This window comes from Treponema sp. UBA7570 (assembly GCA_002477955.1).
Classification (GTDB): Bacteria; Spirochaetota; Spirochaetia; order Treponematales; family Treponemataceae; genus Treponema_D.
The window spans coordinates 74,739-88,992 of record DLLE01000056.1; the positions used below are offsets into that span (position 1 = coordinate 74,739).

General features: G+C 40.7%; 13 protein-coding genes and 1 tRNA gene. 5 read left to right on the forward strand and 9 right to left on the reverse strand.

The features are described 5' to 3' along the window. Nucleotides 1-56 precede the first annotated feature (56 nt). Both B4N75_RS07305 and B4N75_RS07310 read right to left on the reverse strand, forming a co-directional pair. Entirely contained in the window at nt 57-1,331 is a 1,275-nt protein-coding gene (locus B4N75_RS07305; protein ID WP_296692690.1) for an O-acetylhomoserine aminocarboxypropyltransferase/cysteine synthase family protein, read from the reverse strand. 102 nt (nt 1,332-1,433) lie between these two features. Further along, nucleotides 1,434-1,507: transfer RNA gene (locus tag B4N75_RS07310), tRNA-Ala, on the reverse strand. Between the two features lie 314 nt (nt 1,508-1,821). Here B4N75_RS07310 and B4N75_RS07315 point away from each other — a divergent pair. Together B4N75_RS07315 and B4N75_RS07320 are read left to right on the forward strand one after the other, a co-directional pair. Further along, nucleotides 1,822-3,015, forward strand: a complete 1,194-nt coding sequence (locus B4N75_RS07315; protein WP_296019334.1) for a glutamine synthetase family protein — start codon at nt 1,822-1,824, stop codon at nt 3,013-3,015. 4 nt (nt 3,016-3,019) lie between these two features. After that, nucleotides 3,020-3,586, forward strand: coding sequence for an ANTAR domain-containing response regulator (locus B4N75_RS07320; RefSeq protein WP_296669230.1), 567 nt, complete (start codon nt 3,020-3,022; stop codon nt 3,584-3,586). Here the strand turns inward: B4N75_RS07320 and B4N75_RS07325 are convergent. The 4 genes from B4N75_RS07325 to fabV all read right to left on the reverse strand — a co-directional run bounded on the left by B4N75_RS07325 (nt 3,577) and on the right by fabV (nt 7,753). Then, on the reverse strand, nt 3,577-4,071 hold the full coding sequence (locus B4N75_RS07325; protein WP_296707022.1) for a YkgJ family cysteine cluster protein: 495 nt from the start codon (nt 4,069-4,071) through the stop codon (nt 3,577-3,579). The genes B4N75_RS07320 and B4N75_RS07325 overlap by 10 nt on opposite strands. A gap of 2 nt (nt 4,072-4,073) precedes the next feature. Next, a complete protein-coding gene (locus B4N75_RS07330; protein ID WP_296019342.1) occupies nt 4,074-4,682 on the reverse strand; it encodes a TetR/AcrR family transcriptional regulator in 609 nt (202 codons plus the stop codon). Further along, nucleotides 4,682-5,995, reverse strand: a complete 1,314-nt coding sequence (locus B4N75_RS07335; protein ID WP_296669233.1) for a THUMP domain-containing class I SAM-dependent RNA methyltransferase — start codon at nt 5,993-5,995, stop codon at nt 4,682-4,684. Before B4N75_RS07335 ends, B4N75_RS07330 begins: the two co-directional genes overlap by 1 nt. A gap of 540 nt (nt 5,996-6,535) precedes the next feature. Continuing rightward, the gene (gene fabV / locus B4N75_RS07340; protein ID WP_296707023.1) at nt 6,536-7,753 is read right to left on the reverse strand and encodes an enoyl-ACP reductase FabV; all 1,218 of its coding nucleotides are present in this window, start codon (nt 7,751-7,753) and stop codon (nt 6,536-6,538) included. A gap of 248 nt (nt 7,754-8,001) precedes the next feature. Between fabV and B4N75_RS07345 the strand changes: the two genes are divergently transcribed. From B4N75_RS07345 to B4N75_RS07355, 3 genes are all read left to right on the forward strand, one after another. Further along, nucleotides 8,002-8,754 (forward strand): RluA family pseudouridine synthase, encoded by a 753-nt coding sequence (locus B4N75_RS07345; RefSeq protein ID WP_296669236.1) that lies wholly within the window; start codon nt 8,002-8,004, stop codon nt 8,752-8,754. Between the two features lies 1 nt (nt 8,755). Continuing rightward, complete coding sequence (locus tag B4N75_RS07350; RefSeq protein ID WP_296707025.1) at nt 8,756-9,784, forward strand: omptin family outer membrane protease; 1,029 nt, start codon at nt 8,756-8,758, stop codon at nt 9,782-9,784. Nucleotides 9,785-9,865: 81 nt separating this feature from the next. Next, a complete protein-coding gene (locus tag B4N75_RS07355) occupies nt 9,866-10,507 on the forward strand; it encodes an AAA family ATPase (protein ID WP_296019354.1) in 642 nt (213 codons plus the stop codon). 108 nt (nt 10,508-10,615) lie between these two features. On the opposite strand, the gene B4N75_RS07360 is transcribed toward B4N75_RS07355, so the two are convergent. The 3 genes from B4N75_RS07360 to B4N75_RS07370 are packed head-to-tail and all read right to left on the reverse strand — an operon-like array spanning nt 10,616 to nt 14,250. After that, the gene (locus tag B4N75_RS07360; RefSeq protein ID WP_296669241.1) at nt 10,616-11,896 is read right to left on the reverse strand and encodes a hemolysin family protein; all 1,281 of its coding nucleotides are present in this window, start codon (nt 11,894-11,896) and stop codon (nt 10,616-10,618) included. Continuing rightward, nucleotides 11,896-13,179 carry a hemolysin family protein gene (locus tag B4N75_RS07365; RefSeq protein WP_296019360.1) on the reverse strand — a complete coding sequence of 428 codons (1,284 nt, stop codon included), beginning with the start codon at nt 13,177-13,179 and terminating at the stop codon, nt 11,896-11,898. Before B4N75_RS07365 ends, B4N75_RS07360 begins: the two co-directional genes overlap by 1 nt. A gap of 3 nt (nt 13,180-13,182) precedes the next feature. After that, a complete protein-coding gene (locus B4N75_RS07370; RefSeq protein ID WP_296692705.1) occupies nt 13,183-14,250 on the reverse strand; it encodes a hypothetical protein in 1,068 nt (355 codons plus the stop codon). Nucleotides 14,251-14,254 lie beyond the last annotated feature (4 nt).

Sequence of the window (14,254 nt, forward strand, 5' to 3'; positions counted from 1 at the left end):
TTCAACGTAAAAACTAAATTTTCAAAACGCTGAAACAAAGGGTTTGAACCTGTTTTTTATACAGATTTTAATGCTTCCGAAATATCCGCAATCAAATCGTCTGCATTTTCAAGACCGACAGAAAGCCTTACCAAATCAGATGGAACTCCGGCAGCGTTCAATTCTTCTTCGCTCATCTGTCTGTGAGTTGAACTTGCAGGATGCAAACAACAAGTTCTTGCGTCGGCAACATGGGTTGCAATCATTCCGAGTTTTAATCCTGCCATAAATTTTTCTGCATTTTTACGGCCGCCTTTTACTCCAAAGCTGATTACTCCGCAAGTTCCTTTTGGCATATATTTTTTTGCGCGTTCATAATATTTATTTCCTGGAAGCCCTGGGTAATTTACCCATGCAACTTTTTCATTCTTTTCCAAGAATTCGGCAACTTTTTGGGCATTTGAGCAGTGCCTCTCGATTCGAACTGGCAACGACTCAAGTCCAAGATTAAGCATATAAGCATTTACCGGCGCCTGAACCATTCCAAAATCGCGCATCAACTGGGCTGTTGCCTTTGTAATAAAAGCTCCGGCGTTTCCAAATCTTTCAGCATAAGTAATTCCATGATAGCTTTCATCTGGAGTGCACAATCCTGGGAATTTATCTGCATGCGCCATCCAGTCAAATTGGCCGTGATCAACTATCACACCGCCAAGTGTAGCATCATGTCCGTCCATATATTTTGTAGTTGAATGAGTTACAATATCCGCTCCAAATTCAAAAGGACGGCAATTTATAGGAGTTGCAAAAGTATTGTCAACAATCAGCGGAACTCCATGTTTATGAGCAGATTCTGCAAAACGCTCAATGTCAAAAACAATCAGCGCCGGATTTGCAATTGTTTCTCCAAAAACAGCTTTTGTATTTGGCCTATATGCAGCTTCGAGCTCTTCGTCTGAACAGTCTGGATTTACAAAAGTAAACTCGATGCCCATTTTTCGCATTGTCACATTGAAAAGATTAAAACTTCCGCCGTAAATTGCAGAAGAAGCGATTACGTGGTCGCCAGCGTTTGCAAGGTTAAAAACCGAAAGAAAATTTGCAGCCTGTCCAGACCCTGTAAGCATTGCGGCAGTTCCGCCTTCGAGAGAGGCAATTTTTGCAGCAACCATGTCGCAAGTTGGATTCTGTAAGCGTGAATAGAAATAACCGTTTGCCTTTAAATCAAAAAGCTTGCCCATTTCTTCGCTTGAATCATATTTAAAAGTCGTGCTCTGAATAATTGGAATCATTCTAGGCTCGCCGTTTTTTGGTTCATAACCTGAATGCAGACATTTTGTTTCAATTTTCATTTTTAAATATACCTCTCACGCAGCCAGCGCTCATTTTGGTAGTCGGTTCGGCATTTTTTTACTTTTTAAATTTTTCTGACGAAAAACAATTTTTCGTTTTTTTGGAGCTGATCGGACTTGAACCGACTACCTTTGCAATGCCATTGCAACGCTCTAGCCAGGTGAGCTACAGCCCCGATAGGTTTATTCTAACAGAAAATTAGGAATTAAATAAAGATGTAATCTGATTTTTTAGAATTTTTTTTGTGCGGCAGGGATAGGAACAGCGCGAAGCGTTCCAAAGCAACGCTTTGGAATGAAGCGAAAGCGGAACTGTGGATAGCCCGTTTTTTACGCAGCAAAGCGAAGTAAAAAGCCGCCCTTTTTCTGCTATTTTTTTTGTGCATTTTAAACAATTTTTTTTGTTTGTAAAATTTTAAAATTGAACAAACAGATTGATTCCTTTATAATTTTTTTGGCTGTATTTTTATCTGACGATGGAGTTTTCGATATGTATATGGAATCTGAAGTTATCGACTACGTGAATGAGGAAGATGTAAAATTTATTCGTCTTGCATATTTTGATCTTTCTGGAAAACAGCGCAATGTTTCGATTATGGCCGGCGAACTGCCTCGCGCTTTTAAGGAAGGAATTTCTTTTGACGCTTCGGCAATTCCTGGTTTTCAGGAAGCCCATTCTTCGGATTTGTTCTTGCATCCTGACCCTGCTACTCTTTCTGTAATTCCGTGGCGGCCTTCAACTGGAAAAGTTGTCCGCATGTTCTGCGACATTAAATATCCTGACGGAACTCCTTACGAAAAAGACTGCCGCCATATTTTAAAACAGGCTGTCAAAAAGGCGAAGGACGAATTTGGCATTGAATTTAAATTTGGCACTGAATTTGAATTCTACCTTTTTAAGCTCGACGAAAACGGCCGCAATACAAAAATTCCTTTCGATAACGCTGGATACATGGATATTGCTCCAGAAGACAAGGGCGAAAATATCCGGCGCGAAATCGATTTTACCCTCGAGCAAATGGGAATTACTCCAGAATTCAGCCATCACGAAGAAGGTCCTGGCCAAAACGAAATTGATTTCCGCGCTTCCGATGCAGAAACGGCTGCCGACAATGCTTCGACTTTTAAGTGGATTGTCCGCACAAAGGCCGCTTCAAACGGTCTTTACGCTGATTTTTCGCCAAAACCGCTTTCTGTTTATCCGGGAAACGGCATGCACATCAATATTTCGGCAAATAAAGAAGAAAAAATGCCTGCTATTATGGCAGGAATTCTTGCGCACTTGTCAGAAATTACATATTTCTTAAATCCTTCCGAAGAGTCTTATTCAAGAATCGGACAGTCAAAAGCGCCAAAATTTATCTGCTGGGGAACTCAAAACCGTTCCTGTGCAATCCGCGTTCCTTCAAAGCATCCAAACGGAAAAATCCAGATCCGGTCTTCTGACAGCGAATGTAATATTTACCTTGCATTTACACTTTTGATTTACGCAGCTCTCGACGGAATCAAAAAAAATCTCGTTCCAGAGCCTGCTGTTCAAGAAAACCTTTTTCAGTCTTATGCAGAAGACAAAAAGGACTACGAAGAACGGACAAAAAATTACAAGACAATTCCTCTCAGTTTGGCTGAAGCCCGAAAACTTGCAGAAGAAAGTGAATTTATTAAACAAATCATAAAATTCTAAGCTTATGGCATCAGATATACATAGCGTTCTGGTTGTGACAAAAGACATAAAAACTTCGACTCTAATAAGCACAATGCTTGTTCCGCCAATGTTCGATGTAATTTTGGCAGAAGATTTTAACGAAGCCCGCCGGCTTTGCAACGAACGGGTTTTTAACATTGTAATTGTCGATTTTTCTGACGGTGAAGGAACCGACTTTGCGGTTGATATTTCTTCCTGCACAAGCACAATCCTGCTTCTTGCGCCGACACAATTTTTTGACCAGCTGAGCTACAGAGTTGAGCCTTACGGAATTCTTACGATAACTTCGCCTTTTGACCAGTTCTATTTTTACAATATGATAAAAATTGCAATTGCCGTTCAGTACAAGGTTCAAGTTCTTTCGAGCCAGACAATCAAACTCAAAGAGAAAATGGAAGAAATCCGCATTGTAAACCGCGCAAAAATGCTTTTAATGCAGAACAAAGAAATGTCAGAGCAGGAAGCCCACCGTTTTCTCGAAAAACAGGCAATGGACCGCAGCATGAAGCGGATTGCCGTTGCAGATGAAATTATAAAAACTTACAGCTGAGATTCTTCTTCAATAATTTTTAAAACTTCTTCTTTGTGAATCGGAACATTTTTTTCGTAGGCAAGCCGGTTTTCTTCAATTTCGTCAAAAGTCCAGAGCCGTCCCTTATTCATTCCTGGACATTCTTTAGCGCAGTCTTCCCAACTTTCTTTTGATTCAATCATCCAGCTCCAAAACGGCCAGGTCGAACACTGAACAGGCCGCGCCTCGTAGCAAGAACAGCCGCTATTCCACAAAATGCAGTCGTAATTTTTTTGTTCTTTAAGGGCAAGAACCTGAGTTCCGTAGTAATAATCTGTCCATCGGCAATACTGTTCGACAAAATCCTTTACAGACAGTTTTTTTAAGCTGCACAAGGCCTTTAAATCGCGCTCCGAAAGATAAACAAATCCCGGAGAATGTCCACAGCAAAATGAGCATCGCTGGCATCCGAAATGCAGTCCGTTTAGATAAAACGGTTCTTTTTTTTGAGAATTTTCTGTCATTTTTAGCTTTCCGGGCGGTCTGCCAAAAGTCCGTCGATTGCAAGATTCAAACTTGCCTTTATATTGTCAACTTCCGCATTGTGAAGAACCGCCATTTTAAAAACTGATTCGATAATCAAGCCGAAAATTAAATCATTTGCAGTTTTTACGCTAAATTTTCTAAATTCGCCATTTTTTTGACCGCGCACAATCATCATGCTCAAAAGGTGATTTATGCGGATTGTACGGCGGCGAACCCTTTCATAAACATTATCGCCGGTTTTATAAAGCCCTGTAAGATATGGAACTAAGATTTCAAACAGAGTCTTTTTTTCGACACAGGCGTCGATTGCATCCGAAGTAATTTTTCGAAGACAGTCTTCCGCCGTTATAGAATGGTCTTTTATGATTTTTAAAAATTTTACTTCCAGATCCGAAGACAACTGCTTTATGCTGAAATTGAAAATTTCGTGTTTGCTTCCAAAATAAATGTAGAGCGTTGTGCGCGTAATTCCGCAGGCATCCGCAATTTTTTGAAAGGTAACGTCTTCATACCCATCACGGCAAAAAAGTTCCATCGCTTTTTCGAGAATTTCCCTTTTTCTTTTTTCGTGTTCAACAACAATAGCCATTAAAAATATTCCTTGCCTGAATTTTCATTTTTGCGTTCGCGTGGAGCAAAAGGCTTTTCATTCTGTTTTTTTGGACTGTCTTTTTTCCATTCTCCGGATTTTTTTCTGTTTGAATTAAAATCCGCCGGACGAACACCACGTTTTTTTTCTTTTTCTGTTCCGTTATAAAGATAGAAAATCGTGTCCAAGTTTCCAGATTTTATGCTTTTTAAGGTCGTAGCATAGCGGCCAACATTTTCCTGAAACTCTTTGTGCGCAGTTATTACGCCAATCTGCCAGCCTTTAAAATCTTCAAAAAGACTTTTCATGCTTGAATAAAGTTCCGCGGCCTGACGCTCATCGCCAAGACGCTCGCCATACGGCGGATTGCAGATTATCATTCCGTTTTCGTAAGGAGCTTCAATGTCCTTAAAATCGCTCACCTGAAAATCAGGACGCCACAAATGGGCATCAACACCAATCGCCTTGAGCGCACGGCCGGCAGTTACGCAGGCATGCTCAGCATTTAAACGGGCCCGCTCAACGGCAGAAGGGTCAATGTCCGTTCCTGTAATGCGAACTTCAACGTCGGTGCGGATTTTTGCCGCTTCAGCATTTTTTATTTCGATTGCACGTTCGCGGTTAAAAATAGGAAGATTTTCCAAAGCAAATCTCCGGCCAAAACCCGGCGCAACGTTAAAAGCAAAAAGTGTCGCTTCGATTGGCAAAGTTCCCGAACCGCAGAATGGATCGTGGAAAGGAATTTTTCTCTTCCACATGCTCATCTGTAAAAGAACGGCAGCAGTAGTTTCGCGCAAAGGAGCCATTCCGCCGTCAGTACGATAGCCGCGCTTGTGCAAAGGCAATCCGCTCAAATCCAGCAAAATCAACGCTTCGTCATTATCCAGATAAACGCGGACATCGCTTTTTTCGCCAGTTTCCGGCAAAGAAGACATATTCCATCTGTCGCCGAGTTTTTTATAAATCGCTTTTTGAACCATTCCCTGCACAGAATGTTCAGAATTCAGTCTTGATTTATACGAACGAACTTTATCAACCGTAACTTTTGTATCTTTCTTAAAAAAATCCTGCCAGTTTACAGAATAAACTCCTTCGAAAAGCTGATCAAAATCTTCAGCCTTGTAGCGAGCCATTAAAAGATAAACGCGGTCGGCAGTCCGCAGGCAAAGGTTCGCCCTAAAAAGAGCGTCATCATCGCCTTCAAAAAAAACGCGTCCAGGAGCATTTCCAGCAAGCCTGTAACCCAAGAGCTTAATTTCGTTTCCAAGAATTTTTTCCGCGCCAATTGCGCACAAAGCAACTAAAGTGTTCATTATCTTGACAATTTAGCACAAAATGTCATTTTGGACAACCAAAGATTTTTTTTAGAACCACATTTTATCGTCTTATCCGGCTGCTACGGATTCGCTCACGCTCATCGTCCTCGGCTAAAGCCTGCGGTCGACTGCCGTCCTGCGCATCCGGGGTAGCTTTTTCTTAAATTCAGACAATCTCGTTAATGCGGCGACGCCCCCTGTCATTATCGGGCTGGCCCGATAATCTATTGAAAGTGTCTGCCAGCCTTAGATTATGACAATGTTTCTTCCTCTTCTAGCCGGAATTTCATTCCTGCTCTAACAGGAAGTCCTTTCCGCTTAGAACAAAACTCATCTTCCTATTAGAACAGGAAGAGAAAAATGCTGTAATTGCGGAAAAACTTAGCCCGGATCGGAACGGCGCAAAGCGTTCATGAATGGAGCGTAAGCGGAACCGTGAAGAGCCGGTTTGTGATTGCGGTGCGCTCCTAAAATAAAAAAGACCCGCCTAAAAAAAGCAGGTCTTTAATCATTAAAAAGCTTTTGTTTAATTTTTGACTAGTCTATTTCGTTCATTTTTGCGATTTCTTTGGTATAGTCAACGCCTGGAACTTCAAAACCGTTAATCATCAAGAAGTCGTGGCGGAGTCCTTCCATGTCGCAGTATTCGTTTACTGTTTCTTCTGTAACATTTGGCATTGCCTTGTCTACTTCTGCCTGAACTGCAGGATCAAGTTCCCAGTCGTCTATGCGGATTCTGTTTTCTGAATCTACAGGAACTTTCTTGTCCGCTGTGTAAAGACGCTCAGCAAAAAGACGTTCCATCTGTTCGATACAGCCTTCGTGTGTTCCTTTTGCCTTCATAATCTTGAACAAAACTCCAAGATACTGCGCGATAATTGGAATTACTGCCGAAGAGCGGGTTACAAGGCCTTTGTTTACTGAAACATAAGCGGCGCCGTTCAATCCTTTGAGGGAGCTGTCGATATTGTGGGCGCGGGCTTCCAAGTCTTTTTTTGCTTCGCCAATTGTGCCGTCGCGGTAAATCGGATGGCTGTATTTTGGTCCAATGTAAGAATAAGCAAGTGTGCGTACACCGTCAGCAAGAACATCCGCTTCTTTTAACTGTTTAATCCAGCGTTCCCAGTCTTCACCGCCCATTACTTTTACAGTATTTGGAATGTCATCGCCTTCGGCAGGCTTTACTTCCTGAATAGCAATTTTTCCAGTCATCATATCAAGCGCAGGACCTGTAAATGTTGAACCGATAGGTTTGATTACAGAGCGGTACATAACCTTTGTATCCGGATCTGTGCGAACTGGAGAAGCGAGAGAATAAATAATAAGGTCGAATTTAATTCCCTGTTTTTTTGCTTCGTCAATTACCGCCTGACGACATTCGTCAGAAAAAGCGTCCATATTGAAAGTTTTTGATTTAAGGCCAGCCTTTTGTGCTTCCTTGTCAAAAGTCATATTGTTGTAAAAACCAGGAGTTCCGGCTTTTGTTTCTGTAGCTTCTTTTTCAAACGAAACACCGATTGTGTCTGCGCCATATTCAAAAGCCGCCGAAATACGGCTCGCAAGTCCATATCCTGTGGAGCAACCAAGAACAAGAACGTTCTTTGGAGCATAACCGCCTTCAGCGGCTGTTTTTGTTCCGCGTTTTGCTTTCTGAGCAACAGCATAGGCAATCTGATTTCTAGTATCCTGTGCACATCCAAGCGGGTGCGAATTGATACAAATGTTCGAACGAATCATCGGTTTAATAATAGCCATTTTTTTCCCCTAAAAATCGGCACCTCAAATTATAGAGAGCCAAAATACTAATTATTACCATTATGACACTTTTTCCATTTTTGTCAATTTGCTTTTTTTAGGCAAAACCTACGCCGGGGTGCAAGTGCGCCGAAGGCGTTCTAAAAAACCCCGTTTTTTAGAATGACAACACTGAAACACCGGTTTGACCATGCGGTGCCGTCCAAATTCAACTTCTATCAACTCTTTTTTTGTGCTACAATTTTTCTATGAAAATTACGCCAAATTACACTGTCATTTATAACGACGACGACATTATTGTATTGAATAAACGTTCCGGACTTTTAGTTGCGCAAGACCGCTACGATCCAGACGCTCCACGTTTAGACTCCGAAGCTGAAAAAGAATTCGGCAGGCTTTATGCTGTCCACAGAATCGACAAAGACACTTCCGGCTGTGTAATTTACGCAAAAAATGCAGATTCACACCGCGCGCTTTCTATGCAGTTTGAAAACCGGACTGTCGAAAAAATCTATCACTGTCTTGTAAACGGGCGGCCGCTCTGGCAGACAAAAACCGTAGACTCAAAACTTTTGCCAGATGGAGATTTGCGCCACCGCACAACGATAAATTCGCGCTTTGGAAAAACAAGCATCACAGATTTTAAACTAATCGGCATATGCGGACCGTACAGCTGGCTTGAAGCCCGCCCAAAAACCGGCAGAACTCACCAGATTCGCGTTCACTTGCAGTCGATCGGACTTTCTATCGTCTGCGATCCTCTTTATTCTGGAAACCAAAAACCTGTCCGCCTGAGCGACATAAAAAAACGCTGGAACGGAGACACAGAAACAGAACGTCCGCTTTTAAGCAGACTGGCTCTTCACGCCTACAGTCTTTCGCTCGAACACCCAAAAACCGGCGAACGCATGACTTTTACCGCGCCTTATCAAAAAGACATGGAAGCAACACGCAAACAGCTGGCAAGCATTTTTGGAGTTGATCCTTTTAATCAAAAATAAAATGAAAAAAGTTTTACCGTTAGTTTTAGCAATTCCTTTTTTTTCGATTTTTGCCTCAGTTTATGCCACAGCCGAAATAAAAAAAACAGACTTTTCGCTTTCTGTTGAACCGCTGATTGGAATAAAAAACGGCCAGGTAAACGAATATGTCTTTTTAAAAGAGTCGAACTACGATTGCGACAAATTAAGTGAATTAAACTGGGAAATCAAAAACGAATTCTATTCTGGGCTAAAACTTAACGGCAGCTATAAAAATGTCTTTCTGGAAGCAGGATTTACGGCAGGATTCCCGCTAAAATGCGGAACAATGAAAGATTCTGACTGGCTCAATAATTCTCCAAGCGATGTGACAAAAACTTCTGGACACGATTACAAAACATGCTATTCGGAAAGCGACAATTATATCGATTATGACATTTCTGCAAGCTTAAAAACCGGCTATTCGTTCAAACTTCCAGAGCTAAAAAAAATCAGCGCAAAGATAAGCCCGTTTTTTGAGTTTGAATACCAGTTATTTAAGTTTACGGCAAAAAACGGAACTGGCTGGTATGGAAACGCAATAGACGGCTATTATGCGGCCTGGAACGATGAAGCTGAAGCAAACCGGGAAATAATCAATTTTTCTGGCGACGTAATTTCTTATAAACGGCAGAATTTTATTTTTTGGCTCGGAGGCAGCATCGATTTCAAGCTTCCAAAAAATTTTTCTGTCGGAGCAGGATTTAAATTTTCTCCATTTGTCTATTCAGAATCAATCGACTGCCATTATTTAAGAGATCTTTATTTTTTAGACATTGTTTCGGATTTTTGCAGCCTCTTTAATTGCAATTTCAACACCGAGTATAAAATCGATTCAAAAAAATCAATCTGTCTTAACGCAGACTACCTTTATATGAAAACTCTTCGTGGAAAATCATATTCCAGCAATTCTCAAAGATGGTCTAAAAATAACGAGCTTGAAGATTCAGAAGGCGGCGCAAATCAGCAATGCTTTAACATTTCCCTTTCATTTAAATATAAATTTTTCTAAAAATTAGCTTCCTAAAATTCTGCATTTTTGTGATATAATAAGCCTACAAAAAACAAAAATCAGTCTTTACGGAGGCTTTTTATGAAAAAAATTATTACAATCAGCCGTGAATACGGTTCCGGCGGAAGACTTATCGGAAAACTCGTTGCAGAAACTTTGGGTTATGATTTTTACGACAAGGAAATTATCGACATGGCCGCTCAGGAAAGCGGACTTTCTCCAGATTTTATAAAAAAAACTGAACAAAATCTTTCTTCAGGATTTTTATACAATCTTCTTTTAGGCTCAAGCTACTCTGGAACAGCAAATGGCGCGGCTTCGATAAACGGAACTCAGATGCTTCCTCTTGCGGACCAGGTTTTTAATGCCGAACGCAAAGTTATTCTCGACCTTGCAAAAAAAGAAAACTGCGTAATTGTCGGACGCTGCGCAGATTATATTCTTAAAGCAAGCGATGAAATTGATTCAAAATCTCTTTTAAATGTTTTTATCTACGGAAATCTGGAAGAAAAACTCAAAAGAATCGAAGACTTGTACAAAGAACCGGAACAGGCGGCAAAAAAGACAATTCAGCAGATTGATAAACGCCGTGCAAATCATTACAACACTTTTACGGAAGCAACATGGGGCGACCGCAAAAACTACGACATTATGATTAACAGTTCAACAGCAGGAATCGAAGAAACCGCCCGGATAATTTCGGAAATTGCAAAACACCAGTAAAGGCCGACTGCAAAAAAAAACGCATTGCCTTGCAAAGACGAATTTACACTATTTTATTGATTTTTTGTAAACCGCCTTTGCAAGGAATCTGCGGCAAATCTTTTAATATTACGGGAATGTGATTCTTACGCTCTGAATCCGATGGCGGGTTTGGTCTTCTACCTTGAACAAAACTCCGTCACGGCGAATTGTTTCGCCTGCTTCCGGAATTGCATCAAACTGTTCCAAAAGCCAGCCGGCAAGAGTGTCGTAATCATCGCTTACAAGCTCAAGCTTTAAAAGTTCATTTACATCGTCAATTTTCATATCGCCAGGAACCAAAAATTCTTTTGAAGTAACAGGAACTATCAAGGTTTCTGGAGGAATATCTGACTGTTCTCCGTGCACGCTGTGTCCAAAAACCGCGCGCATAATGTCGTCCATCGTTACAATTCCGATATTTGAACCGTTTTCGTCAACAGCAACTGCAAAATTTATGTTTTCCTTTCTAAATTTTTGCAAAAGCTCTGTCGCTGTAATCGTTTCTGGAATAAAAAGCGCCGGACGCATACATCTTGCCGCCAGATTTTTAGATTCCTTTATAACTCTTCCCGCCAAAAGCACATTTTTGTAATAAAGAACACCAAGAACATCCTCAAAGGAACCTCGGCAAACAGGAAGCCGGCTATAGCCAGTTTTTGCAAAAATGTCGGCAATTTCAACATACGAGGCATTTTCCGGCACAAACTGAACCTGACTTTTATGGCGCATAATATCGTGAACTTTCAAATCCGTAAATTCAAAAATTTTATACAACATTCGCTTTTCGCTGTTTTCCAAAGTTCCTTCGTTTGCACCAACTGCAATCAGCGATTTTAACTCGTCTTCAGTTATAAGTTCCCGGCCTTCGTGAATAAAACTTGTGAGAATTTCCGTAATAAAATCTGTAATTTTAGAAAAAAGCCAGACAATCGGAAACAAAAGTTTTTCTAAAAAAATCAGCGGAGAAGCAAAAATACTTGCCATCTGGACTGGATAAACAGCAGCGACAGTTTTTGGCATAATTTCTCCAAAAACAATCAAAACAAACGAAATAATGATTGTTGCATAGGTCGAGCCTGAATTTCCTGCAATTTTAATCGCAATCATTGCGGCAAGACCGGAAGCCAGAGAAGTTACAAAATTGATTCCAATCAAAATCAGCGACAAAAGGCGGTTTGTATCTTTTTTTAAAAATTGAATTTTTTTGGCCGGCGTATTTTTTTTATCGCCATCTTTTTTTATCATCTGATGCAAGGTTACACGGGTAATCGACAAAAAAGCCGTTTCGCTCGCAGCAAAAAAAGCAACAATCAAAACCAGCAAAATGTCGGCAAGAATCGGAAGAATTATTTCGACAAAAATTTTCATTATTCTTCGCCTCCAGGAATTCTTGTGCAATGAACGCTTGCAATTCTGAGCCTGTCCATTGAGCTCACTTCAAAACGATATTCGCCCACTTCAATAAATTCGCCGGGAACAGGAATGTGTCCTAAAACTTCGCAAATGTAACCGCCAATTGTTTCGTTGTCGCGGCTCTCAAGCTTTAAGTGGAGTTCGTCCGCCAAATCAATAAGCCGAGCGCTTCCATCGAGCAAATTGTCGTCAGGATTTTTTATATGGACAGAAGTCGAGTCGCCTGCCTTTTGAAAATCGTCCGCAATTGCACCAAAAATTTCACGTTCAATGTCTTCTGTCGTCAAAATTCCGTCAGTTCCAGAATATTCATCAATTACAACAGCAAAACTTTGCTTATTTTTACGCATCATCTCCTGAATCGAAGACATTTTTGTAGTTCCAGGAATAAAAAGCGGAGGACGCATCAGCTTCTCGACAGAAAAATCTTCCTTTGCGCCTCTAAAAAACAGCAAGTCTTTTACATAAAGCACACCAAGAATATTGTCAATTCCGTCTTCGGCATAAACTGGAAAACGGCTGATTCTCGTTCGTTCAGAAAGTTGAATTATATCGCGGTAAGAAGCCTTTGCTTCAATTCCAATTACATCGCAACGAGGAACCATAATATCGGTGGCATTCAAATCGGTGAACTTAAAAACGCGGTTCATCATATTTTTTTCGCCATTTTCAAGGACACCTTCTTCGCCGCCAACATCAATAAAAGTTTTGATTTCCTCTTCGGTAAAAGTCGCCTGTTTCTTTTTGGTGGAAATTCCAAAAATTTTCAAAAAAAGTCTGGAAATTGAAGTAAAAATTATTACAAAAGGACGCAAAAAATAAAAGAAAAACCAGACAAACCGGCTCAAGAAAAAAGACGATTTTTCTGGATAACGCGTAGTCAAACTTTTTGGGGTAATTTCTCCAAAAATCAAAAGCAAAACAGTCGAAATTGAAGTGGCAATTCCAAGACCAGCCGCTCCAAAAAGTTTTAAAAATATTGAAGTTAAAACAACGGACAGCGTAACATTTACAATTTCGTTTCCGACCAAAAGCATATTTAAAAGTTCTTCCTTGCGTTCAAGCAGTTTTCCAGCCCGAATAGCGCGTTTATCACCTTTTTCACGCAAAAAATGAACGCGAAGCTTGTTGAGTCCGAGAAATGCGCTTTCTGAAGCCGAAAAAAGCGACGAAAGCACAATGCAAGTAATCGCAACCAATAAAAGAATAATTAAATTATCCGAGGGGTAGCCGTCCATATTTTAATTCTCCGCAGAATCTTTAGCTTCCGGCGCATGTGCGTCTGCAGAAGGCTCTGCATTTTCACCATATTTTTCTTCCATCATTCGCATCATGCTCAAAATTGACTCTGCATATTCCGAATCCGGAGCCACATCGTAAGCTTTCTGCAAATAATCTTTAACTTTTGCAGCGTCGTCCGTTCCGCTCGAAGCAAAAAGGTATGCCGCTGTATAAAGACACTGCTGTTTCTGCTCTGGTTCCAAAAATTTGCTCTTTGCAGCCGTTGCAAATTCTTCACTTGCAGCCAGAGGATCCTGGTCAAGATAATGCTGAACAGCGTTTGAATTTGCCAATGCAACGACATAGCTTCCAACCATTCCAGTCGAATTTTTTTTGTCGAGCTTAATATAATCCGAGCAAAAATCAGCAAGCAGATAGCGCAACTGAGGGTCAGTTTTTTCAAAAAGACGGTTGATTGCAGCCAGCCTGTCTTCTGTTTTTCCAGAACGAGCCGCAGAAATCGTGTTTTCGTATTCAGCAATTTCTTCAACAAGCGGATTATAACCGGCAAAAAAATCTTCAACAGATTCAGGTTTATTTTCAAAAACCATCTGCTTAATTACATAGCCTTCTTTTGTCAAAAGATAATAAGAAGGAGTTACCTGAATATTGTAAAGTCCGGCATCGCGCATATTTTCTTCGAGTTTGACCCAAAGTTTAGCAGCCTCGGCTTTTTCTTCTTCAGAAGCTGTCGGTTCAGCAGCAGCCTTGTCAAAAAGCGAATTTGAAAAATCCAAATTAACAAGAACATAATTTTTTGTCATTTCAGAAATAAAACCGTCGCGGTTGAAAATCTTTTCTTTAAGCTCAGCGCTCGATTTATCCTGATCATCGCCCGAAAAAAGCAAGAAGATTTTTTTATTTTCTTTAGAGGCCGCGGCTTTTCCGTCAATCAAATTGTCAACCCAAGTCGACGAGTCAATATTTTCTGAAGGCTTGCGAGCCTGAGTTTCTTCTTTTTTTGAACATCCGGCAAAAATAACCGAACTCATCAAAAGAACAGCAAAAAGTTTCAAATTTTTTTTCATTTTA

What these genes read in the sequence shown, in the direction of transcription:
- B4N75_RS07305 (WP_296692690.1), bottom strand. Translation starts at nt 1,331, where the DNA reads ATGAAAATTGAAACAAAATGTCTGCATTCAGGTTATGAACCAAAAAAC.
- B4N75_RS07315 (WP_296019334.1), top strand. Translation starts at nt 1,822, where the DNA reads ATGTATATGGAATCTGAAGTTATCGACTACGTGAATGAGGAAGATGTA.
- B4N75_RS07320 (WP_296669230.1), top strand. Translation starts at nt 3,020, where the DNA reads ATGGCATCAGATATACATAGCGTTCTGGTTGTGACAAAAGACATAAAA.
- B4N75_RS07325 (WP_296707022.1), bottom strand. Translation starts at nt 4,071, where the DNA reads ATGACAGAAAATTCTCAAAAAAAAGAACCGTTTTATCTAAACGGACTG.
- B4N75_RS07330 (WP_296019342.1), bottom strand. Translation starts at nt 4,682, where the DNA reads ATGGCTATTGTTGTTGAACACGAAAAAAGAAAAAGGGAAATTCTCGAA.
- B4N75_RS07335 (WP_296669233.1), bottom strand. Translation starts at nt 5,995, where the DNA reads ATGAACACTTTAGTTGCTTTGTGCGCAATTGGCGCGGAAAAAATTCTT.
- fabV (WP_296707023.1), bottom strand. Translation starts at nt 7,753, where the DNA reads ATGGCTATTATTAAACCGATGATTCGTTCGAACATTTGTATCAATTCG.
- B4N75_RS07345 (WP_296669236.1), top strand. Translation starts at nt 8,002, where the DNA reads ATGAAAATTACGCCAAATTACACTGTCATTTATAACGACGACGACATT.
- B4N75_RS07350 (WP_296707025.1), top strand. Translation starts at nt 8,756, where the DNA reads ATGAAAAAAGTTTTACCGTTAGTTTTAGCAATTCCTTTTTTTTCGATT.
- B4N75_RS07355 (WP_296019354.1), top strand. Translation starts at nt 9,866, where the DNA reads ATGAAAAAAATTATTACAATCAGCCGTGAATACGGTTCCGGCGGAAGA.
- B4N75_RS07360 (WP_296669241.1), bottom strand. Translation starts at nt 11,896, where the DNA reads ATGAAAATTTTTGTCGAAATAATTCTTCCGATTCTTGCCGACATTTTG.
- B4N75_RS07365 (WP_296019360.1), bottom strand. Translation starts at nt 13,179, where the DNA reads ATGGACGGCTACCCCTCGGATAATTTAATTATTCTTTTATTGGTTGCG.
- B4N75_RS07370 (WP_296692705.1), bottom strand. Translation starts at nt 14,250, where the DNA reads ATGAAAAAAAATTTGAAACTTTTTGCTGTTCTTTTGATGAGTTCGGTT.